This is a genomic window from Streptomyces sp. NPDC037410, from assembly GCF_055602235.1.
Genome location: NZ_JBVJWR010000014.1, coordinates 173,708 through 195,029, shown reverse-complemented (window position 1 = coordinate 195,029; position 21,322 = coordinate 173,708). Strand labels below are relative to the sequence as shown.

Annotated in this window: 16 protein-coding genes and 1 pseudogene; 8 read left to right on the top strand and 9 right to left on the bottom strand. The window is 74.1% G+C overall.

Translation table 11 applies throughout. The features are described from left to right. Positions 1-87: 87 nt before the first annotated feature. Complete coding sequence (locus ACZ7HT_RS23900) at positions 88-2,154, top strand: SpoIIE family protein phosphatase (protein ID WP_471169251.1); 2,067 nt, start codon at positions 88-90, stop codon at positions 2,152-2,154. Continuing rightward, on the top strand, positions 2,151-4,931 hold the full coding sequence (locus tag ACZ7HT_RS23895; protein WP_471169248.1) for a SpoIIE family protein phosphatase: 2,781 nt from the start codon (positions 2,151-2,153) through the stop codon (positions 4,929-4,931). The genes ACZ7HT_RS23900 and ACZ7HT_RS23895 overlap by 4 nt, the downstream gene beginning before the upstream one ends. Positions 4,932-5,094: 163 nt before the next feature. On the opposite strand, the gene ACZ7HT_RS23890 is transcribed toward ACZ7HT_RS23895, so the two are convergent. Continuing rightward, positions 5,095-6,063: an amidohydrolase gene (locus tag ACZ7HT_RS23890; protein ID WP_471169246.1), complete on the bottom strand. Its 969-nt coding sequence runs from the start codon at positions 6,061-6,063 to the stop codon at positions 5,095-5,097. On the opposite strand from ACZ7HT_RS23890, the gene ACZ7HT_RS23885 reads away from it, so the two are divergent. Together ACZ7HT_RS23885 and ACZ7HT_RS23880 are read left to right on the top strand one after the other, a co-directional pair. Continuing rightward, positions 6,008-6,331 carry an FCD domain-containing protein gene (locus tag ACZ7HT_RS23885; protein WP_471169243.1) on the top strand — a complete coding sequence of 108 codons (324 nt, stop codon included), beginning with the start codon at positions 6,008-6,010 and terminating at the stop codon, positions 6,329-6,331. The genes ACZ7HT_RS23890 and ACZ7HT_RS23885 overlap by 56 nt on opposite strands. Positions 6,332-6,459: 128 nt before the next feature. After that, positions 6,460-7,269 carry an NAD-dependent epimerase/dehydratase family protein gene (locus tag ACZ7HT_RS23880; protein ID WP_471169240.1) on the top strand — a complete coding sequence of 270 codons (810 nt, stop codon included), beginning with the start codon at positions 6,460-6,462 and terminating at the stop codon, positions 7,267-7,269. A 314-nt stretch (positions 7,270-7,583) separates the two neighbouring features. Here the strand turns inward: ACZ7HT_RS23880 and ACZ7HT_RS23875 are convergent, their stop codons facing one another. Further along, positions 7,584-8,588, bottom strand: coding sequence for an AraC family transcriptional regulator (locus ACZ7HT_RS23875; RefSeq protein WP_471169237.1), 1,005 nt, complete (start codon positions 8,586-8,588; stop codon positions 7,584-7,586). A gap of 115 nt (positions 8,589-8,703) precedes the next feature. On the opposite strand from ACZ7HT_RS23875, the gene ACZ7HT_RS23870 reads away from it, so the two are divergent. Beyond that, complete coding sequence (locus tag ACZ7HT_RS23870; protein WP_471169234.1) at positions 8,704-9,984, top strand: TerD family protein; 1,281 nt, start codon at positions 8,704-8,706, stop codon at positions 9,982-9,984. A gap of 46 nt (positions 9,985-10,030) precedes the next feature. Here the strand turns inward: ACZ7HT_RS23870 and ACZ7HT_RS23865 are convergent, their stop codons facing one another. The 4 genes and pseudogenes from ACZ7HT_RS23865 to ACZ7HT_RS23850 form a co-directional block, all read right to left on the bottom strand. Next, complete coding sequence (locus ACZ7HT_RS23865) at positions 10,031-11,047, bottom strand: 1-aminocyclopropane-1-carboxylate deaminase (protein ID WP_471169231.1); 1,017 nt, start codon at positions 11,045-11,047, stop codon at positions 10,031-10,033. Positions 11,048-11,348: 301 nt separating this feature from the next. Beyond that, a pseudogene (locus tag ACZ7HT_RS23860) lies at positions 11,349-11,987 on the bottom strand (GntR family transcriptional regulator); the annotation flags it as partial. 54 nt (positions 11,988-12,041) lie between these two features. Beyond that, the gene (locus ACZ7HT_RS23855) at positions 12,042-13,466 is read right to left on the bottom strand and encodes an alkaline phosphatase PhoX (RefSeq protein ID WP_471169228.1); all 1,425 of its coding nucleotides are present in this window, start codon (positions 13,464-13,466) and stop codon (positions 12,042-12,044) included. A gap of 220 nt (positions 13,467-13,686) precedes the next feature. Then, positions 13,687-15,141: a hypothetical protein gene (locus ACZ7HT_RS23850; protein WP_471169225.1), complete on the bottom strand. Its 1,455-nt coding sequence runs from the start codon at positions 15,139-15,141 to the stop codon at positions 13,687-13,689. Positions 15,142-15,391: 250 nt separating this feature from the next. Between ACZ7HT_RS23850 and ACZ7HT_RS23845 the strand changes: the two genes are divergently transcribed. Beyond that, complete coding sequence (locus ACZ7HT_RS23845; protein ID WP_471169222.1) at positions 15,392-17,230, top strand: endonuclease/exonuclease/phosphatase family protein; 1,839 nt, start codon at positions 15,392-15,394, stop codon at positions 17,228-17,230. 12 nt (positions 17,231-17,242) lie between these two features. On the opposite strand, the gene ACZ7HT_RS23840 is transcribed toward ACZ7HT_RS23845, so the two are convergent. After that, on the bottom strand, positions 17,243-17,956 hold the full coding sequence (locus tag ACZ7HT_RS23840; RefSeq protein WP_471169220.1) for an antibiotic biosynthesis monooxygenase: 714 nt from the start codon (positions 17,954-17,956) through the stop codon (positions 17,243-17,245). A 109-nt stretch (positions 17,957-18,065) separates the two neighbouring features. On the opposite strand from ACZ7HT_RS23840, the gene ACZ7HT_RS23835 reads away from it, so the two are divergent. Beyond that, positions 18,066-18,509, top strand: coding sequence for a GNAT family N-acetyltransferase (locus tag ACZ7HT_RS23835; RefSeq protein ID WP_471169343.1), 444 nt, complete (start codon positions 18,066-18,068; stop codon positions 18,507-18,509). Positions 18,510-18,540: 31 nt separating this feature from the next. Here the strand turns inward: ACZ7HT_RS23835 and ACZ7HT_RS23830 are convergent, their stop codons facing one another. Next, complete coding sequence (locus ACZ7HT_RS23830) at positions 18,541-19,296, bottom strand: SDR family NAD(P)-dependent oxidoreductase (protein ID WP_471169217.1); 756 nt, start codon at positions 19,294-19,296, stop codon at positions 18,541-18,543. 134 nt (positions 19,297-19,430) lie between these two features. On the opposite strand from ACZ7HT_RS23830, the gene dapA reads away from it, so the two are divergent. Further along, positions 19,431-20,303: a 4-hydroxy-tetrahydrodipicolinate synthase gene (gene dapA / locus ACZ7HT_RS23825; RefSeq protein WP_471169214.1), complete on the top strand. Its 873-nt coding sequence runs from the start codon at positions 19,431-19,433 to the stop codon at positions 20,301-20,303. Here dapA and dapD read toward each other — a convergent pair whose 3' ends face one another. Then, complete coding sequence (dapD, locus tag ACZ7HT_RS23820; RefSeq protein ID WP_471169212.1) at positions 20,304-21,287, bottom strand: 2,3,4,5-tetrahydropyridine-2,6-dicarboxylate N-succinyltransferase; 984 nt, start codon at positions 21,285-21,287, stop codon at positions 20,304-20,306. It lies immediately after the preceding gene. Between the last annotated feature and the right edge of the window lie 35 nt (positions 21,288-21,322).

The following is a 21,322-nucleotide window of genomic DNA, read 5'->3' as shown; positions in this document are numbered from 1 at the left end:
CACGCGGCAGCGGGCGCGGGCCCGCAACAGGGTGCGGCGGGGACTGTGCGCGGGGAGCATGGAGACAGGCGGTGGAAGGAGGGTGGAGTGACGGCCGGTTCCTTCCCGGGGACGACGGGGCGGGTCGGTGTGCCCCTCGACGGCAAGGGGCTCCTCGACGTGCTCGGAGTCGCCGCCGTCGTCGTGGACGCCGACGGCAGGATCGTACTGTGGAGCCCGCAGGCGGAGACGCTCTTCGGGTTCCGCGCCGACGAGGCCCTCGGCCAGTACGTCGCCCGGCTGATCGTCGGCGAGGAGCACCGCGAGGAGGCGAAGCGCCTCTTCGGCGAGGTGCTGCGCGGCGGCTCGGCCTGGGCGGGCACCTTCCCCGTACGGCACAAGGACGGCTCGGTCCGGCGGGTCGAGTTCCGGAACATGCGGCTGACCGACGACCTGGGCGACATGTACGCGCTGGGGATCGCCGCGGACGGCGCCGCCGTAGAGCGGATCGAGACCGAGCTCGCGCTCTCCGACCGGCTGGTGTCGCAGTCGCCGATCGGCCTCGCCGTCCTCGACACGGAGCTGCGCTATGTCCTGGTGAACCCGGCCCTGGAACGGATCAACGGCATCCCGGCCGCGCAGCACCTCGGCCGGCGGATCGGCGACATGCTCCCGCAGGTCGACGCGGAGGCGCTGGAGAAGGCGCTGCGCACGGTCCTCGCGACGGGGGTGCCGGTCCTCGACCATTCCGTGGCGGGCCGGACCCCGGCGGACCCGGAGCACGAGCACACCTGGTCCCTGTCGTTCTACCGCCTGGAGGGGACCGACGGCCGTGTCCAGGGGGTCGCGTCCTCGGTCATCGACGTGACCGAGCGGCACCGGGCGGACGCGGACGCCGACCGGTCGCGGCGGCGGCTCGCGCTGATCGCGGACGCCTCGGCCCGGGTGGGCACCACCCTGGAGGTGGAGCGTACGGCGGACGAGCTGGCCTCGGTGGTGGTGCCGGAGCTCGCGGACATCGCGGCGGTCGACGTCCTGGACTCGGTCCTGGCGCTGCGCAGGCCGGGCGCGCCGGAGGAGGGGCCCGAGCTGTTCCGCGCGCTCGCGGTGAAGGCGGGGGCCCGTACGGAGGCGCTGCCGGCGGCGGACCCGCCGGGGGAGGTCGCGATGTACGGCGCGGACCGGCTGGTCACCCGGTGCGTGCACACCGGTCTGCCGGTCCTGGTGGAGCACGTGGGCCCGGGGGACCTGTCGCGGATCGCGCGGAGCCCGGAGGCCGCCGAGCTGCTCGCGCGCGCCGGGGTCCACTCGTATCTGGCGGTGCCGCTGATCGCGCGCGGCGAGGTGCTGGGCGCGCTCGACCTGAAGCGGGACCGCAACGCGCTGCCCTTCGACGGGGACGACGTGCTGCTCGCGTCGGAGCTGGCGGCCCGCGCGGCCGTCAGCATCGACAACGCGCGCTGGTACCAGAGCGTGCGGAACTCGGCGGTGACGCTCCAGCGGAGTCTGCTGCCGGGGGCTCCCCCGGAGCGGGCGGGCCTGGAGGTCGCCGCCCGCTACCAGCCGGCGTACGCGTCGAGCGAGGTCGGCGGCGACTGGTACGACGTGATCGCGCTGTCCGACGACAAGACGGCGCTCGTCGTCGGGGACGTGATGGGAAGCGGGATCGACGCGGCGGCGACGATGGGCCGGCTGCGGACCGCGACGTGCGCGTTCGCGGACCTCGATCTGTCCCCGGCGCAGGTCCTGCGGCATCTGGACCGGATCACGGCGGGCCTTGAGCACTACATCGCGACCTGTCTGTACGCCGTGCACGACCCGGTGCGGCAGCGGTGCCGGATCGCGAACGCGGGCCATCTGCCGCCGGTCCGGGTCCCGGCGGACGGGCCGGCCGAGCTGGTGCGGCTCTCCACGGGGGTGCCGCTGGGCGTCGGCGGCGGCGTCTTCCGTACGGCCCGGGTGCCGTTCCGGCCCGGGGACCGTCTGGTGCTGTACACGGACGGTCTGATCGAGACCCGCCACGAGGCGATCGACGAGCGGCTCGACCTGCTCGTCCACCTCCTCGACGAGGCGCGCGGGCCGCTGGAGGAGACCTGTGACGTGCTCCTGCGGGCGCTGCGCCGGCCGGGCGCGCCGGACGACGTGGCGCTCCTGATCGCCAGGAGCACGGGATGACGGCCCGGAAGCACGCACAGCCCCGGGGGAAGGGCGGGAAGGGCCGGGGCACGGGGCTGCGGAGCGTCGCCGGTCAGGTGTTCGCCCTGGAGGCGCTGATCGCGCTCCTGGTGATCGCGGTGGCGGCGTTCGTGGTCTTCCACCAGGAGCGGCGGGACACCGAGCGGGACGCCCGGATCCGTTCGCTCGCGGTCGCGGAGGCCTTCGCGCACGCGCCCGGCATCGACGCCGCGCTGACCTCGCCGAATCCGACGGCGGAGCTGCAGAGCCGGGCCGAGGCGACCCGGAAGGCCACGGGCGTGGACTTCATCGCGGTCCTGAGCCCCTCCGGGGTGCGGTACACGGACTCGCAGCCGGAGCTGATCGGCCAGAAGGCGACCGGGGACCTCTCCCGGGCGGCGGTGAAGGGCGAGGCGTACACCGAGCTGTTCCGGGGCGCGCCGAACGACGCCGTGCGGGCCGTCGTCCCGGTGGTGGACGACAAGGGCCGGATCGTCGGCCTGGTCAGCAGCGGCATCGAGGTGGAGAGCATCGCGCACTCGGTGCAGGACCGGCTGCCGCTGCTCATCGGCGCGGCGGGCGGCGCGCTCGCGGCGGCCGTGGGCGGGGCGGCGCTGGTGAGCCGGCGGCTGCGGCGGCAGACGCACGGGCTCGGGCCGGCGGAGATGACCCGGATGAAGGAGCACCACGAGGCGGTGCTCCACGCGGTGCGCGAAGGGGTGCTGATCGTGGGCGCCGACCACCGGCTGCTGCTCGCGAACGACGAGGCGCGCCGGCTGCTCGGTCTCTCGGCGGAGGCGGAGGCACGGCACGTCTCGGAGCTCGGGCTCGATCCGCGGACGGTCGAACTCCTGGAGTCGGGGCGGTCCGCGACGGACGAGGTGCACCGGGCGGGCGACCGACTGCTCGCGGTGAGCGTGCGGCCCACGCTGGCGCACGGTTCGGAGTCCGGGTGCGTGATGACGATGCGGGACACCACCGAGCTGGCGGCCGTGACCGGCCGGGCGGCGGTGGCCCGCGGGCGGTTGCAGCTGCTGTACGAGGCGGGGGTGCGGATCGGGACGACGCTGGAGGTCGTACGGACGGCGGAGGAGCTGGCGGAGGTGGCGGTGCCCCGGTTCGCGGACTTCGCGACGGTGGAGCTGCTCGAACCGGTGCTGCGCGGGGAGGAGCCGCCGGAGGGCGCGGCCGCCTCCGCGGAGATGCGGCGGACGGCGCTGAGCGGGCTGCGGCCGGACCAGCCCCTGCAGCCGGTCGGGGACACCGTCCATTTCCACGTCCGCAGCACCCCGATGGCGAAGGCCCTGCACGCGGGGCACGCGGTGGTGGAGCCGGAGCTGGCCGCGGCGGAGGGCTGGCGGGCGCAGGACCCGGAGGGGGCGGCGCAGGCCCTGGCGTACGGGATGCACTCGCTCCTCACGGTGCCGCTGCTCGCCCGTGGGGTGGTCCTCGGGATGGCCAACTTCTGGCGCGCGGACACTCCGGAGCCGTTCGGGGAGGAGGACCTGTCGTTCGCGGAGGAGCTGGCGGCGCGGGCCGCGGTCGCGATCGACAACGCGCGCCGGTTCACGCGGGAGCACGCGATGGCGGTGACGCTCCAGCGGAGCCTGCTGCCGCGGGTGCTGCCGGAGCAGAGCGCGGTGGAGGTGGCGTACCGCTATCTGCCGGCGAAGGCGGGGGTCGGCGGCGACTGGTTCGACGTGATCCCGCTGCCGGGGGCGCGGGTGGCGCTCGTGGTGGGGGACGTGGTGGGGCACGGGCTGCACGCGGCGGCGACCATGGGGCGGCTGCGGACGGCCGTGCACAACTTCTCGACCCTGGACGTGCCGCCGGACGAGCTGCTCGGCCATCTCGACGAGCTGACGGGCCGGATCGAGAGCGGGGACACGGAGGGCGCGGCAGGTGAGGTGCGGCGGCGGGACGAGGGCATCACCGGCGCGACCTGTCTGTACGCGATCTACGACCCGGCGTCCGGGCTCTGCCAGATGGCGAGCGCGGGGCATCCCGGTCCGGCGCTCGTGGGTCCCGACGGGCGGGTCGAGTTCCCCGAGCTGTCGCCGGGTCTGCCCCTCGGTCTCGGCCTGGGCGACGTGCCCTTCGAGTCGACGGAGCTGCGGCTGCCGGAGGGCAGCAAGCTGGTCCTGTTCACGGACGGGCTCCTGGAGGACCACGGTCGGGACATCGACACGGGCCTCGCGCTGCTGCGGACGACGCTCGCCCGGGCGGACCGGAGCCCGGAGCAGGCCTGCGCGGACGTGCTCGCGACGCTCCTCTCGCCGGCGCCGCGCGACGACATCGCGCTCCTCGTGGCGCGGACCCGGCTGCTCGACCGGGACCGGATCGCCGAGTGGGAGGTGCCCCGGGACCCGTCGGCGGTGTCGCCGGTACGGAACGCGGCGGCGGCCAAGCTGTCGGAGTGGGGGCTCGACGGGCTCGCGTTCACGGCGGAGCTGATCCTCAGCGAACTGATCACCAACGCGGTGCGGTACGGGGCGGATCCGGTACGCGTACGGCTCCTCCACGACCGGACCCTGATCTGCGAGGTCTCGGACGGCAGCAGCACCTCCCCGCACCTGCGGCACGCGGCGACGACGGACGAGGGCGGCCGCGGCCTCTACCTGGTCGCCCAGTACGCGGAACGCTGGGGCACCCGGTATGCCAGACGCGGCAAGACGATCTGGGCGGAACTGAGGGTAGGCGCAGACGGCTCGGAACCGGTGGCGATGGCGGTCCCGGAGGTCCCGGACTTGGACGCGCTGGAGGACCTTGCGTGGTGAGCCCCGTTGTGGGCAATCGTTCCGCTGGGGCGATGGGGGTCCCCCCTGCTCGAGCGAGGCCGAGAGCTTGGGGGAGGGTGGGCACAACGGACCCGCGCCCTGCCGGCGCCAGGGGCTCCCGCGCCCTGCGTCGAAGGAGTCGTACGGGACGAGGTGTCGGTGCTCACGCGGCCCCTCCGGCGGTCGGGCCGAACGCGGACGGGACGAGCGTCGGGTAGTCGTCGTCGGCGAAGGGGCCGACGACCTTCCCGGCGTGCAGGACGAGCAGCCGGCGGGGGTGGGCGGCGACGGCTTCGGCGACGGAGCCGGCGGCGACCGCGACGAGGTCGGCGCGGGCGCCGGGGGCGAGGCCGTAGTCGGTGAGGCCGAGCGCGGCGGCGGCCTCGCCGGTCACGAGGGAGGCGGCGACGGACAGTTCGGGGTCGGTCATGAGGCCGGTCCTGAGGCCGACGATCGTGGCGCGTTCGAGCATGTCGGCGGTGCCGTAGGGCCACCAGGTGTCGCGGATGTTGTCGGAGCCGGCGAAGACCCGGACGCCGTGCTCGCGCAGCCGCAGGACGGGCGGGACGGGGCCGCTCGGGCCGTTGGTCATGATCGCGACCCCGGCGGCGGCGAGGGCGGTGGCGGTGCGGCCGAGTTCGGTGTCGTCGACGTCGCCGAGGGCGTAGGCGTGGCTGACGGCGACCGTGCCGCCGAGGCCGAGGGCGGCGGTGCGGGCGGCGATGTCCCGCAGCTGGGCGGTGCCGGTCTCGCCGCCGTCGTGGAGGTGCAGGTCGATGCCCTTGCCGTGGCGCTCGGCGAGGCCGAAGACGATGTCGAGCTGGCCGGCGGCGTCGCCGTCGAAGCCGACGGGGTCGAGGCCGCCGACGAGGTCGGCGCCGTCGGCGAGGGCGGCGTCGAGGAGGTCGGCGACGCCGGGCGCGGCGACGACCCCGGACTGCGGGAAGGCGACGAGCTGGATGCCGAGCCGGCCGCGGAACCTCTCGCGGACGCCGAGGAGGGCGTGCAGGTGGTCGAGGCCGGTGCCGGGGTCGACGTCGACGTGGGAGCGGACGTGCCCGGTGCCGAGGGAGACCATGCGGCGGGCGAGGGCGGCGGAGTCCGGGCGGCTGCGCGAGGCCGTCTCGCTCAACGCCGACTTCCACCGCCACATCGTCGAACTCTCCGGGAACCCGCTCCTGATGGACCTGATGACCCCGCTCGACTCCCGGCTGCGCCGGCTCTTCCGGCTCACCTCGGCGCAGGCGGACGGCGAGCCGATGTGCGGGGCGCACGAGCGGCTGTACGAGGCGGTCCGCGACCGCGACGAGGACGGCGCGGAGGCCCTGGCCCGCACCCACGTCGCCGACACCCGCGCCTCGGCCCAGCGCCTCCTCGCGTCCCTGCCGGACGCCTCCTAGGGCCTCGCCGGTCAAGGCGGTCGCGCATCTCCGTCACGGTGCTTGACGCTCCGTCGGGCGCCTTCCTAGCGTGCCCGGGGTGGTGAACACCGCCCGTGCGCACGCCACTCGACCGAGGAGACCGCGCCATGACCGCACCGCGCACCGTCCTGCTCACCGGCGCCGCCGGGGGCGTCGGCACGATGATGCGGGAGCTGCTGCCCGCGTACGGCCACGAGCTCCGCCTCCTGGACGTCAGCCCCGTGCCGGGCGCTCCCGACGCGATCCGCGCCGACCTCGCGGACCGCGCGGCGCTGCGCGAGGCGGTCCGGGGCGTCGACGCGATCGTGCACCTGGCGGGCATCTCCCTGGAGGCCGACTTCGAGAAGATCCTCGCCGCCAACATCGCCGGCACCCACCACCTCTACGAGGCCGCGCGCGAGGAGGGCGTCCGGCGCGTGGTCTTCGCCTCCAGCAACCACGCGGTCGGCTTCACCCGGCGCCCGCGCGAGGGCGAGCCGCCGGTCCCGGTCGGCACCCCGCACCGGCCCGACACCTTCTACGGCCTGTCCAAGGGCTTCGGCGAAGGCCTGGCCCAGCTCTACTGGGACCGGCACGGGATCGAGACCGTGTCCCTGCGCATCGGCTCCTGCTTCCCGGAGCCCACCTCGGTACGGATGCTCTCGACGTGGCTCAGCCCCGCCGACTGCGCCCGTCTCGTGCACGCGGCGCTCACCGCCGAGGACGTGGCCCACACGGTCGTGTACGGCTCGTCCGCCAACACGCGCGCGTGGTGGGACCTCTCGACGGCCCGGGCGCTCGGGTACGCGCCCGAGGACGACGCGGAGGTGTACGCGGAGAAGATCGTCGCCGAGCAGGGCCTCCTGGCCGAGGGCAGCCCCGACGACCTGTACGTGGGCGGCCGGTTCTGCGCGGACGCGCCGCGCTGGCCGCACTGAGCGCGGAGCACGTGGATACGCAGGACCCGGCCGGACTGATACGGGGGAGCCGGCCGGGGCCCGGGTCACGGGCGCGGGGCTTGCGCGCCTGACCTGCTCACCGTAGGCCGGGCGGATGATCATCGCGAGCCGCGGAACGCGGCACCTGTCCGGAATGCGCGGTGGGTCGATGCGCGCGCGGAAGCGCACTGTGCGCCCCTCCCGGTGGCGGGCTCGTGCTCCGTTCCCGATCGGGCGCCCGCTTCCTGTCGTCGCTCATGCGCCCCGCCCCCGACCCCGGCCAGGCGCCCGCCCCACGGCCGCCCAGCGACCCGTCAGGCGCCCGCCCGCAGCGTCCGGGACGGGGACTCGCCGAACCGCTCCCGGTAGCGGGCCGCGAACCGGCCCGGGTGGGCGAAGCCCCAGCGCCAGGCCACCTCGCTCACGCTCACCTCGTCCGGCGCGGCCGCCCGCAGCTCCTCGCGGACCCGGTCGAGCCGGACCTCCCGCACGTACGCCATCGGTGACATCCCCACGTACTCGCGGAAGGACTCCTGGAGGCGGCGCACGCTCACCCGGGCCAGGGTCGCGAGTTCGGTGGTCGTGAACGGGTGCTCGGGGCGCTCCCGCACCGCGTCCATGACGCGCTTGACCGGGGCCGGGCGCCGCGCCTCACCCGGGTGGGCGAGCGCCTGGCGCCAGGGGTGCTCGGCGGCGAGCAGCAGCCCGTTGAGCAGCGCCTCCTGGAGCGGCCTCGCGACCAGCTCGTGCGTGGCGAGACCCTCCCCGGCGAGCGCCTCGGCGGCGACCTGGCGGGCGAAGCGCACCCAGCTCAGGCCGGGGCCGCGCGTGATGTCCAGGCGGGGCGCGAAGGCGAGCGGACCGCGCGGGGCACGGCCCATCAGCTGTTCGAGGCGGTCGCGCAGTTCGGTCGCCCCGACCTTCACGGACAGGGTCCGGCAGTCCCCGCTCCAGCGGTCGAGGAAGGTGTCGCCGGCCGGGTCGAGGAGCAGCGCCTCGGCGGGCGTCGCGACGATCCGCGAGCTACCGCCCTGGCGCATTTCCATCGTTCCGCTCATGGGCGCGTTGAGGTGGTACGCGCCGAGCTCGCCGAAGCTCATCCGCACATCGGCGCCGCAGCTGAGGTCGCCGATGACCAGCGGCCCGAGCGACACGGTGTCGAAGCGGGCCGCGAAGGGGCGCCGCTCCCCGTCGACGACGGCCATGCGGTTCGCGTAGTACCGCGCGTCGAGCTCCTCGCGGGCCTCGTCCACGTCCTCCGTCCGGAACGAGCTCCCGCCCGATGTCCCCGCGCCGCCCGCGGCCCCCACTGCACCCATGGGTCGAAAGAATATTCATATGACGGATCTGACCGGGAATGGCCCCCGTCACCGGGGTGGCCGAACCGGTCGTCGGTAAGGGAACGGCAAAGGGGGCCGGATCGTTACCCCTGGCATGACCGCTATGACCCCCGGCTCGAACATCCCTCTCACCGCCGCGCGCGTGGCGGTGGACGTGGCCGCGCCCGTGCGGCTCGACGTCTCGGGCCTGCTGCTCGGCGCTGACGGCAAGGTGCGCTCGGACGACGACTTCATCTTCTACAACCAGCCGGCCGGGCCCGGTGTCACCTACCGCTCCGGCGCCGGGGCCGCGCCCGACGCGATCCTGGTGGACACCGGCGCCCTCCCCGCCGGCATCGAGCGGATCGTCGTCACGGCGAGCCCGGACGCCGCCGGCCAGACCTTCCAGGGCATCGAGCCGACGGCCACCATCCGGAACGCGGACGACGGCACCGTGATCGCCACGTTCACGCCGCCGCGGCTGGCCACCGAGACGGCGCTCGTGGTCGTCGAGATCTACCTGCGGAACGGCGCGTGGAAGGCCCGCGCGGTGGGCCAGGGGTACGCGAACGGGCTGGCCGGCATCGCGACGGACTTCGGCGTCTCGGTGGACGACGAGCCCGCCGCCGCCCCGGCCCCCGCGCCCGTCGCCCCGCCCGTCGCCCCGGCCCCCGCGCCCGTCGCCCCGCCCGTCGCCGCGGCCCCGGTCGCCCCGCCGGTGCCGCCCGCGCCGCCCGCCGCCCCGGTGGACCCGCGCGTCACGGCCTCCATGCCCCCGGCCCCGGCCGCTCCCCCCGCCGCCGCGCCCGTCTCGACCGGCAAGATCAACCTCGACAAGGGCCGGGTCAGCCTCCAGAAGAACCAGACGGTGTCCCTGGTCAAGGGCGGCCGCCCGCTGCTCTCCCAGGTGCGGATGGGCCTCGGGTGGGAGCCCGCCTACCGGGGCAAGGACATCGACCTGGACGCCTCCGTCATCGCGTACGGCCCGCAGCGCAACCACCTGGACAGCTGCTACTTCGGCAAGCTGTCCATCCTGAACGGCTCGATCAAGCACTCCGGCGACAACCTCACCGGCGAGGGCGCGGGCGACGACGAGGTGATCACGGTCGACCTCGGCCGCCTCCCGGCCGACGCCACGGGCCTGGTCTTCACGGTCAACTCCTTCTCCGGCCAGAAGTTCACCGAGGTCGCCAAGGCCTACTGCCGGCTGCTCGACGCGACGACGGGCGAGGAGCTGGTCCGCTTCGACCTGACCACGGCGGAGCCGCAGACCGGCGTGATGATGGCCAAGCTGATCAAGCAGTTCTCCGGCGAGTGGGAGATGACGGCGATGGGCGAGTTCGTGAAGTCGCGGACCGTCCGGGGCATGGTGAAGCCGGCCGCCCAGGCGCTGTGAGGGGAGGCCGGCCCCGCCCGGGCGCTCCGGGCGGGGCCGGCGCCTCTCAGAACAGCGCGCTGTAGGCGTTGAGGGCGGGCTGGCCGCCGAGGTGGGCGTAGAGCACGGTCGAGTCACGGCCGATCTCTCCCCGGCCCACCAGGTCGACCAGGCCCGCCATCGACTTCCCCTCGTAGACGGGGTCGGTGACCATGCCCTCGGTGCGGGCGGCGAGCCGCATCGCGTCGAGGGTGGCCTCGTCCGGGATGCCGTACACCCCGGCGTGGTAGCGCTCGTCCAGCTCGACGTCGGCCGCCGTCACCTCGCGCTCGACGCCGATGAGGGCGGCGGTGTCCCGGGCGATCCGGGTGATCTGCTCGTGCGTCGGGACGGGCTTCGCGGAGGCGTCGATGCCGATGATCCGCCGGGCCGGGCCGCCCTCCTCGGCGAGCGCGGCGAAGCCCGCGACCATGCCGGCCTGGGTGGAGCCGGTCACCGAGCAGACGACGACCGTGTCGAAGAAGACGCCGAGCTCCCGCTCCTGTTCGGCCACCTCGTAGGCCCAGTTCGCGAAGCCGAGACCGCCGAGCCGGTGGTCGGAGGCGCCCGCGGGGATCGCGTACGGCTTCCCGCCGCCCTCCTCGACCTCCCGCAGGGTCTGCTCCCAGCTCTCCTTGAAGCCGATGCCGAACCCGGCCTTCACCAGGCGCACGTCCGCCCCCGCGAGGCGGCTGATGAGGATGTTGCCGACCTTGTCGTAGACGGCGTCCGGCCAGTCGACCCAGCTCTCCTGGACGAGGACGCACTTGAGTCCGGCGCGGGCGGCGACGGCGGCGACCTGGCGGGTGTGGTTGGACTGGACGCCGCCGATGGAGACGAGGGTGTCGCAGCCCTGGGCGAGCGCGTCGGCGACCAGGTACTCCAGCTTGCGGGTCTTGTTCCCGCCGTACGCGACGCCGGAGTTGCAGTCCTCGCGCTTGGCCCACAGGGTGGCGCCGCCGAGGTGGTGGGTCAGCCGTTCGAGCGGGTGGACCGGGGAGGGTCCGAAGAGGAGCGGGTAGCGGTCGAAGTCGTTGATCGGCAAAGCGGCTCCCTGGTGAGTGCGGCGACGGTTCGACAGTCCTGGACGCGCTGCGGCGCTACGGAGCCGCGGGCTCGGAGGGCACGGGCTCCTCGGGCACGGGCCGCTCGGGCACGGGCCGCTCGGGCACGGGCCTCTCGGGCACGGGCCGCTCAAGCACGGGCCGCTCAAGCACGGGCCGCTCAAGCACGGGCTTCTCCGTGCCGGGCTCGCGGTCCCCGGATGGCCTCCCGCCCGCGGGTTCCCCGCCGCCCGCGGCCGGCGGCGGGCCGATGCCCGTGACCTCGGCCACCTCGATCGCGTCGTCCGCGAGTTGTTCGAGCGCGGCCCAGATCTCCGTGGTGACCCGTACCGCCTCGTCCGCGTCCCCCGCCGCGCACGCCTCGATGAGCCGGGCGTGCAGTTCGGCCGATCCGCAGCTCCCGGCGTCACCGAAGAGCCGCCGCTCGACGCGGCGGATCAGCGGGGTGTAGCGCGCGATCGTGGCGGCGGCGGCGTGGTTGCCGCTGGCGACGACGAGGACCTGGTGCAGCTCGTCGTCGGCGGCGAGCGCGGCCTCCACGTCGGAGGCGCGGACGGCCGCCGCGAAGCGCTCGTTGGCCTCGCGCATGGTCCGGATGCCCTCGGGGCCGAGCAGCGGCACCCCGGTCCTGGCGGCGAGCTCGTGCATCACCCGCACCACCGAGGCGGCGTCCCGGACGACCCGGCTGACCGGCCGGGTGACCCGGGTGTAGCTCTGCGGCTTGGACTCGACGAGCCCCTCGGCGCCGAGCCGGGCCAGGGCCTCGCGCACGGGTGCGCGCGAGAGCCCGAGCCGTTCGGCGAGATCGGCGTCCTTCAGCGGGGCGCCGGGGGCGAGCTCGCCGCGCACGATGGCCTCGCGCAGCGCCTCGTAGGCCCGGTCACGCAGCAGGGTCCGGCCCACGGGCCGCAGTGCGTCCATGGACTGACATGTTAGATGTCAGCCCATGGACCTGACCAGAGATCAGTTCAAGCCTCAACGACGGGGCTGGCGGCGCCAGGGACCCGTGATCGCGACCATGATGCCCGGGGTCTGGATGTTGGCGAACAGCGTGTCGCCGTCGGGCGAGAAGGTCACGCCGGTGAACTCGCTGTCGTTGAGGTCGTTGCGGGCGATGGGGTACGTGCGGCCCGAGTCGGTCGCGCCGAAGAGGTGCTGGACGCCCTCGCCGTCCTCGGCGATGACGAGACCGCCGTACGGGGAGACGGTGATGTTGTCGGGGCCGTCGAAGGCGCCGTCCTCGTCCGGGGTGGCGTTCACGCCGAGGAGCACCTTGAGGGTGAGGGTGCGGCGCTTCGGGTCGTAGAACCAGATCTGGCCGTCGTGCGCGGCGCCGGGGCTCTCCTCGCGCGCGTAGGAGGAGACGATGTACGCGCCGCCGTCGCCCCACCACATGCCCTCCAGCTTGCGGGCGCGGGTGACCTGGCCGTCCGTGAACTGCTTGCGGACGGAGGTGGTGCGGGCGTCGCGGTCGGGGACGTCGATCCAGTCGACGCCGTAGACGGTGCCGATCCGGGTGGCGCGGGACAGGTCGTCCACGAAGCGGCCCGAGGAGTCGATGCACTTGAAGGCCTGGAGCGCGCCGGCGTCGTCGGCGAGGGTGCGGAGCCTGCCGCGGCCGTGCTCGAAGTCCTGCGGCGGCACCCAGCGGTAGAGGAGCCCGTTGGGGCCGGCGGCGTCCTCGGTGAGGTAGGCGTGGCCGCGCTTGGGGTCGACGACGACGGCCTCGTGGGCGTAGCGGCCGAAGGCCTTGACCGGCTTCGGGGCGAGGTTGGCGCGGCGGTCGTGCGGGTCGACCTCGAAGATGTAGCCGTGGTCCTTGGTCATGCCGTTCTTGCCGGCCAGGTCCTCGGTCTCCTCGCCGGTCAGCCAGGTGCCCCAGGCGGTGCGGCCGCCCGCGCAGTTGGTGGAGGTGCCGGCGAGGCCGACCCACTCGGCGACGGTGCCGTCGCGGTGCACCTCGACGACGGTGCAGCCGCCGGCCGCGGCCGGGTCGTAGACGAGGCCCTCGGTGAGCGGGACGGGGTGGGCCCACGTGGCGCGGGGGCCCTTGAGCTCGTGGTTGTTGACCAGGTACGTGGCGCCGCGCGGCCCGCCGAAGGCGGCCGTGCCGTCGTGGTTGGAGGGGGTGAACTCGCCGGACTCGAGGCGCGTCTCACCGCTGTGGGTGATGACGCGGTACGAGAACCCCTCGGGCAGCGCGAGCATCCCGTCGGGGTCGGCGACCAGCGGGCCGTACCCGAGCACGGACGTGTGACCGCGGCCCGCCCCGGACACCTCCGGCTCGTCGGACGCGAGCGCCTCGGGCGCGGTGGCGAGAGCCCCGACGACACCGGTGAGGGCGAGCCCCGCACCGGCGGCGGCGGACTGCTTGGCGAACTCTCTGCGGTTCAGCGGCATGATGGGCTCTCCCTGTGGTGTCCGAATCTCGCGGGCCACCCTCCCGTGCGCCGACGAACTCCGCCTGAACGCCACGGGAACACCACAGGACGCCGTGCCGGGCGGCACGCCGGGCCCTACCGCCCGGGCCTGTACGGGCGGCACGCCGGGCCCTACCGCCCGGGCCCGTACGGGCGGCCCGCCCGAGGGACCGGGGGCGCCCCGCGTCAGTGACCCGGTCTCAGGAGCCCGAGCGGGACCTCGCCTTGAACGCCGCCTTGCGGGCCTCCTTCGCCGCCGTCTTGTCGCGGTGCAGGCGGCCCATCGCCTCCAGGACCTCCGCCGTCGCCGGGTGCTCCACGCGCCAGGCCGCCTCGAAGAAGCCGCCGTGGCGGCCGGTGAGGCCCTCGATGAGCTCCTGGAGCTCCTCCAGGTCGCCGTCCGAGTCGAGCTGGGCCGCGATCGTGTCGATGGCCAGCCAGAAGATCATCGACTCCGGCGGCGCGGGCACGTCCGCCGCGCCGCGCTCGGCGAGCCAGACCCGGGCGAGGCCGCCGAGTTCGGCGTCGTCCAGGACTTCGCGGACGGCGGGCTCGGCCTCGGCGCCCACGAGGGAGAGGGTCTGCTGGCAGTGGAGGCGGCGGAGCGGGGAGCCGGCGTCGGCGCCCCGGGCGGCGTGCAGCAGCTCGCGGGCCGCGCCGAGCGCGTCGCGGCCGGCCAGCCACGCGGCGGTCTCCTCGCGGGCCGCGGCCTGCGGGTAGCCGGCGATCCCGGTGAGGAGCGCGTCGGCGCCCTGCTCCGTCAGGTCGCCGACGGCGGGCGCGTCGACGCCGGCCTCCAGCATCCGGGCGCGGACGCCGTAGAGCCCGAGCGGGGTGAGCCGGACCATGCCGTAGCGGGTGACGTCCTCGTCGTCGACGGGCGGCGCGGGCTCCTCGCCCTCCTCGGCCATGAGGGCCTCGTCGACGGGCTGGTACTCGACGAGCCCGATCGGTTCGAGCAGCCGGAACTGCTCGTCGAGCCGCATCATCGCGTCCGAGACCTGCTCCAGGACGTCGTCGGTGGGCTCGCCCATGTCGTCGGGGACGACCATCGACGCGGCGAGCGCGGGCAGCGGTACGGGGCCTTCGCCGGCGCCGCCCTCGCTGACGGTCAGCAGGTAGAGGTTGCCGAGGACGCCTTCGAGGAAGTCGGCCTCCGCCTCGGGGTCCCAGTCGAGCGCGTCGAAGTCGATCTCGCCGTCCTCGCCGACGATCGCGTCCAGGTCGTCGAGGACGGGGGCGACGGCGTCGGCGAAGACGGCGTCGAAGCCGTCCAGCCAGAGGCCGAGGACGTCCTGCGGCGAACCGCCCGTGACCAGCGCGAGGTTCTCGCCGGGCCCGGCCTTGCCGGGGAGCTCGGCGTCCTCGCCCTCCTCGCCGTCCTCGACGGCGACGAGCCCGGTGTCGACGGCGAGCCGCCAGGCGTCGCCGGCCCAGGTCTCGCCGTCCTCGTCGTCGGCGAGGCCCAGCACCTCGGCGGCATCGGGGAGTTGCTCGTCGACGAGCTCGCCGCCCGCGTCGACCCGGGTCTCGGGGCCGGCCCAGCGGGCGAGCCGTACGGCCTGGGCGAGGAGGGGGGCGGCCAGGGCGTCCCGCGCCAGCTCCGCGTCCGCACGCAGCCGAACGGGGGGAAGGGTGGGGTGCTCCGCTGACATGTGGGGGGTCTCCTCGACGCGTACGTAGGTGAAGCGGTGAAGGCGGAAGGGGCTCCGCCGGCCGCCGGCCGTGGCTTCCCGCGGGCTCGGCGAGCGTCCTCAGGGTAGACGCATCCGGGACCGCGTCCGTCGGTTCATGGATCCGTCAGCCTTCGTACACCCGTCGACTCTTGACAAGTGCACTGCTCTCACAAGAGATTGACGCGCGTAGATTCATCTGCCGTTCCTCCAAGCACCCTCGGAGCCTCTGATGTCTTCCTCCATACCGAGATCCGCCGCGGTCTCCGCCGTCGTCGCCGCCGCCCTCGCCTCCGGTCTGCTCGCGGGTTCGGCGAACGCCGCCGCGGAGGACGCCGCCGCCGGCGTCCGCATCCACGACATCCAGGGCACGACGCGCGTCTCCCCCCTCGTCGGCAAGCAGGTCACCGGCGTGACGGGCGTCGTCACCGGCGTCCGCACCTACGGCTCCCGTGGATTCTGGATCCAGGACCCGGAAGCCGACGCGGACCCGGCCACCAGCGAGGGCGTCTTCGTCTTCACGAGCTCCGCCCCCACCGTCGCCGTCGGCGACGCGGTCCGCCTGAACGGCACCGTCACCGAGTACGTCCCCGGCGGCCTGACCTCGGGCAACCAGTCGCTGACCCAGATCTCGAAGCCGGTCGTCACGGTCCTCTCGAAGGGCAACGCGGTCCCGGCCCCGGTGACGGTCTCGGACGAGTCGGTCCCCGAGGAGTACGCCCCCGAGGGCGACCCGGCCGCGGGCGGCTCGGTCAACGGCCTGACCCTGGACCCCGAGACGTACGCCCTGGACTACTACGAGTCCCTTGAGGGCATGAACGTCGAGATCGGCTCCTCGCGCGTGGTCGGCGCCACCGACCCGTACTCCGAGCTGTGGGTGACGGTGAAGCCCTGGGAGAACGACGACGAGCGCGGCGGCACGGTCTACGGCTCGTACGAGTCCCAGAACACCGGCCGGCTCCAGATCCAGCAGCTCGCCCCGATCTCGCAGCAGCCCTTCCCCAAGGCGAACGTCGGCGACTGGCTGACCGGCACCACCGAGGGCCCGCTCGACTTCAACCAGTTCGGCGGCTACACGCTGGTGGCCCGCACCCTCGGCGAGCACGAGGACGGCGGCCTGGAGCGCGAGGTGACGGACCGCCAGCACAAGAACGAGCTGGCGGTCGCCACGTACAACGTCGAGAACCTCGACCCGACCGACCCGCAGGAGAAGTTCGACGCGCTCGCGAAGGCGGTCGTCGAGAACCTCTCCTCGCCCGACGTCGTCGCCCTGGAGGAGATCCAGGACAACAACGGCGCCAAGAACGACGGCACCGTCGCCGCCGACCAGACGGTGAAGAAGTTCACCGACGCGATCGTGGCGGCCGGCGGCCCGGCGTACGAGTGGCGCTCGATCGACCCGCAGAACGGCAAGGACGGCGGCGAGCCCGGCGGCAACATCCGTCAGGTCTTCCTCTTCAACCCCGAGCGGGTCTCCTTCGTGGACCGCCCGGGCGGCGACGCCACCACCCCGGTCGCCGTCACCGGCACGAAGGGCGACGCCCACCTCACCGTCTCCCCCGGCCGCATCGACCCGGCGAACAGCGCCTGGGAGAGCAGCCGCAAGCCGCTCGCGGGCGAGTTCCGCTTCCGCGGCCGCACGGTGATCGTGGTCGCTAACCACCTCACCTCGAAGGGCGGCGACGAGTCGATCGTCTCCCACCACCAGCCGCCGAACCGTTCCTCCGACGCCAAGCGACTGCTCCAGGCGCAGGCCGTCAACGCCTTCGTCAAGGACATCGAGGCCGTCGACAAGCAGGCGAACGTGCTCGTGGTCGGCGACATGAACGACTTCGAGTTCTCGGGCACCACGCAGGCGATGACGGACGGCGGCGCGCTCTACCCGGCGATGCTGTCGCTGCCGGAGAGCGAGCGCTACTCGTACGTCTACCAGGGCAACAGCCAGGTCCTCGACCAGATCCTGACCAGCCCGGGCGTGCACCACTTCGAGTACGACAGCGTGCACATCAACGCCGAGTTCGCCGACCAGGACAGCGACCACGACCCGCAGGTCCTGCGCTTCCGCCCCTGACGGCCCGCCCCGTCACACGCCCGCGCTCAGGCTGAGCGCGGGCGTGTACCGCATCACCCGGCCGCCCACGAGCGCCGGGTGGTGGTGCACCCGCTGCCAGGCCTCGCTCTGCCCGGCGTCGTCCGCCGCCCACTCCTCGTAGGCCTGCTCGCTCTCCCACTCGGCGTAGTTCAGGACCCGGACCCCGTCGGTGGACAGATGGAAGTGGGCGCCGGTCCCGCCGGTCCGCCGCCGCGTCGCCGCGTCCTCGTCCAGGGCCGTGCACACGCCGTCCACCCAGGCTTCCCGGCGCCCGGCGACGGGCCCGTCGAAATCGGCCTCGGCGACCACGACGATCCCGGGCAGCTCCCCCGTGCCCGTCCCGCCGCGGACGGCGGACCGGTGGATCGGCGCGTAGCGGCGGAGCTCGACCCGCTCGATGCCGGGCACGGCGGCGTCGATCTCGGCGTTCCGGTCGTCGCGGTAGGTGCGGACGAAGTCCTCGTAGGCCTGCTCCTCGGTCCACTGCGAGTAGTGCAGCAGCGTGTCCCCGTCGGTCCCGGTGGCGACGCTGTACGAGAGCAGGCCGAGGTCCGGCCACGGACGGCTCTCCCAGGCCTTCCGGATGGCCTCGACGGCGGCGCGCTGGCGCTCGGGGGTGCCGACCCGCCAGGTGCTGACGAGGACGGCGCCGACTCCGGGACGGTGGAGGTCGGGGCGGGCGTCGGGGTGTGCGACGGCGTTCATGGAAGGTCTCCTCCTGCTGCCTGTTCGGTGCGGATGACCCGACCCTCCTCCCTCAACCATGGTTGAGGTCAAGGGGTTTCGTCATGGGAGACTCCCTGCCATGAGTTCCATGATCCTTCGCCCGGCCACCCGCGCCGAACTGCCCGCCGTCCTCGCCCTGCTCGCCGACGAGGACCGGGTCGTGGACCCGTCCTCGGTGATCGTCACCGAGGCGTACGAGCGGGCCTTCGCGGACATAGGGGCCGATCCCCGCAACGAGATGCTCGTCCTGGTGGACGACGGGCTCGTCCTGGGCTGCCTCCAGGCCACCTACATCCCGGGCCTCGGCAAGGGCGGCGCCGAGCGGGCCCTGATCGAGGCGGTCCGGATCAGGGCCGACCGGCGCGGCGGCGGGCTCGGCCGGGAGCTGATGGACCTGGCCGTGGCGCGGGCGAAGGAGCGTGGCTGCGCGCTCGTCCAGCTGACCAGCGACAAGCGGCGGACGGACGCCCACCGCTTCTACGCCTCGCTGGGCTTCGCGCGCAGCCACGACGGCTTCAAGCGGGCCCTCTAGGGCCTGCCCGGCGGATCAGGGCCGGACAGCCCTAGCCGAGCAGGTGGCCTCCGCCGTCGACGAGGAGGACCTCACCCGTGATGTACGAGGCGTGGGCGAGGTCGAAGACGGCCCCGGCGATGTCCTCAGGGCGGCCGACCCGGCGCAGCGGGACGGCCCCGGCCACGTGCTCCTTGGCGGCGTCGGCGCCCTCCACCCCGTCGAACCAGGGGGTGTCGATGAGGCCGGGCGCGACCGCGTTGACGCGGATGTCGGGGCCGAGCGTCTTGGCGAGGAGCTTCGTCATGTGGTTGACGGCGGCCTTGGAGACGGCGTACGGGATGGAGCTGCCGCCCGGCCGGACGCCGGCCTGGGAGGAGATCGTCACGATGGTGCCGCGGGTCTTCCGCAGGTGCGGGACGGCGGCGGTGACGGTCTGCCAGACGCCGATGACGTTGACGTCGTAGAGGTGGCGCCAGACCTCGGGCGTGGCGGTTTCGAGGTCGTCGTGCGGGATGAACCGGGTGGTGCCCGCGCAGTTGACGAGGAGGTCGAGGCGGCCGTACGCCTCCACGGCGGCCGCGACGAGCGCGGCGGCCTGGGCCTCGTCGGAGACGTCGGCCCGGACGTAGACGGCGTCGGGCAGTTCGGCGGCGAGGGCCTCGCCGGCTTCGGCCGTGCGCGCCGAGTTGACGACGAGCCGGTAGCCGGCGGCGGCGAGCCGCCGGGCGACGGCCGCTCCGATGCCCGAGGACGAACCGGTGACGAGTGCGACGCGCTGTTCCGCGGCCGTGCTGGGTGTGCTCATGCTGTGCTGTTCTCCATGTCCCCCTGTCGCGCCCGGCCGATCATGCCAGACGGGCCATCGTTCACAGAAACTGAATCCTCGAAGCAAGAAGAACTAAGTAGACCTTCACGGTCATCGGCGCACAGACTTCTCGGATGAACACCGAACGCCCCTTCGGGCGCGCCCTGTGCGCCATGGTCACCCCGTTCACCGCCGACGGCGCCCTCGACCTCGACGCGGCGGGGGAGCTCGCCGCCCGGCTCGTCGCGGAGGGCTGCGACGGTCTGGTCCTCAACGGCACGACGGGCGAGTCCCCGACCACCACCGACGCCGAGAAGTCCGCGCTCGTCCGTGCCGTCCGCGCGGCCGTCGGCCCCGGCCCCTCGGTCCTGGCGGGGGTGGGCACGGCCGACACCCGGCACACCGCGGAGCTGGCGCGTCAGGCCGAGGAGGCGGGGGCGGACGGGCTGCTCGTCGTCACCCCGTACTACAGCCGTCCCCCGCAGGAGGCCGTCGAGGCGCACTTCCTGAAGGTCGCGGACGCGACCGGTCTTCCGGTGATGGTCTACGACATCCCGGGCCGCACCGGCACCCGGGTCGAGCCCGCGACGATGCGGCGGCTCGCCCGGCACCCGCGGATCGTGGCGGTGAAGGACTGCGCGAACGACCTGCTCGGCTCGGCCCGGCTGATCGCGGAGACCGGGCTCGCGTACTACTCGGGCAGCGAGGAGCTGAACCTGCCGCTGTACGCGGTGGGCGGCGCCGGATACGTCAGTACGGTGGCGAACGTGGCGCCGCGGCGGACGCGCGCGGTCCTGGACGCCTTCGACGCGGGCGACACCGCCCGCGCGGCCCGCCTCAACGCCGAGCTCCTGCCGCTGGTCGAGCTGATGATGGCCTCGGGCCTGCCGGGCACGGTGACCGTGAAGGCGCTCCTCGGCGGCCCGGTGCGCGAACCGCTGCGGCCCGCCGGCCGGGAGGCGGCCGACGGGCTGCGCGCGGCGCACGAGGCGCTGTTCGACGCCTGATCAGTTGTGGCTGTGCAGGATGTCGTTGAGCCCGCCCCAGACCGCGTTGTTCGGGCGGGCCTCGACGGCGCCGGTGACCGAGTTGCGGCGGAAGAGGATGTTCGAGGCGCCGGAGAGCTCGCGGGCCTTCACGACCTGGCCGTCGGGCATGGTGACCCGGGTGCCGGCGGTGACGTACAGACCGGCCTCGACGACGACCTCGTCGCCCAGCGCGATGCCGACGCCCGCCTCGGCGCCGATCAGGCAGCGCTCGCCGATCGAGATGACGACGTTGCCGCCGCCGGAGAGGGTGCCCATGGTGGAGGCGCCGCCGCCGATGTCGGAGCCGTCGCCGACGACGACGCCGGCGGAGATGCGGCCCTCGACCATGGAGGTGCCGAGGGTGCCGGCGTTGAAGTTGACGAAGCCCTCGTGCATGACGGTGGTGCCGGCGGCGAGGTGGGCGCCGAGGCGGACGCGGTCGGCGTCGGCGATGCGGACGCCGGCGGGCACGACGAAGTCGGTCATGCGCGGGAACTTGTCGATCGAGGTCACCTGGAGGTGCAGGCCCTCGGCGCGGGCGTTGAGCCGCACCTTCTCGATGTCGTCGACGGCGACCGGGCCGAGCGAGGTCCAGGCGACGTTGGCGAGCAGGCCGAAGACGCCGTCCAGGCTCTGGCCGTGCGGCTTGACCAGCCGGTGGCTGAGCAGGTGGAGGCGCAGGTAGGCGTCGTGGGCGTCGATCGGCTTCTCGTCGAGCGAGGCGATGACGGTGCGGACGGCGACCACCTCGACGCCGCGGCGGGCGTCCACGCCGAGGGCCTTGGCGGCGCCTTCGCCGAGGGCGTTGACGGCCTCGTCGGGGCCGAGGCGCTCGGTGCCGGCGGGGCCGGGGGCGTCGGTCAGCTCGGGGGCGGGGAACCAGGTGTCGAGGACGGTGCCGTCGCCGGCGATGGTGGCGAGGCCGGCGGCGACGGCGCCGGTGGTGCGAGGAGCAGTGGTCATGACGGAAAACCTAACGGGCGGGCCCCGGCGCGGGC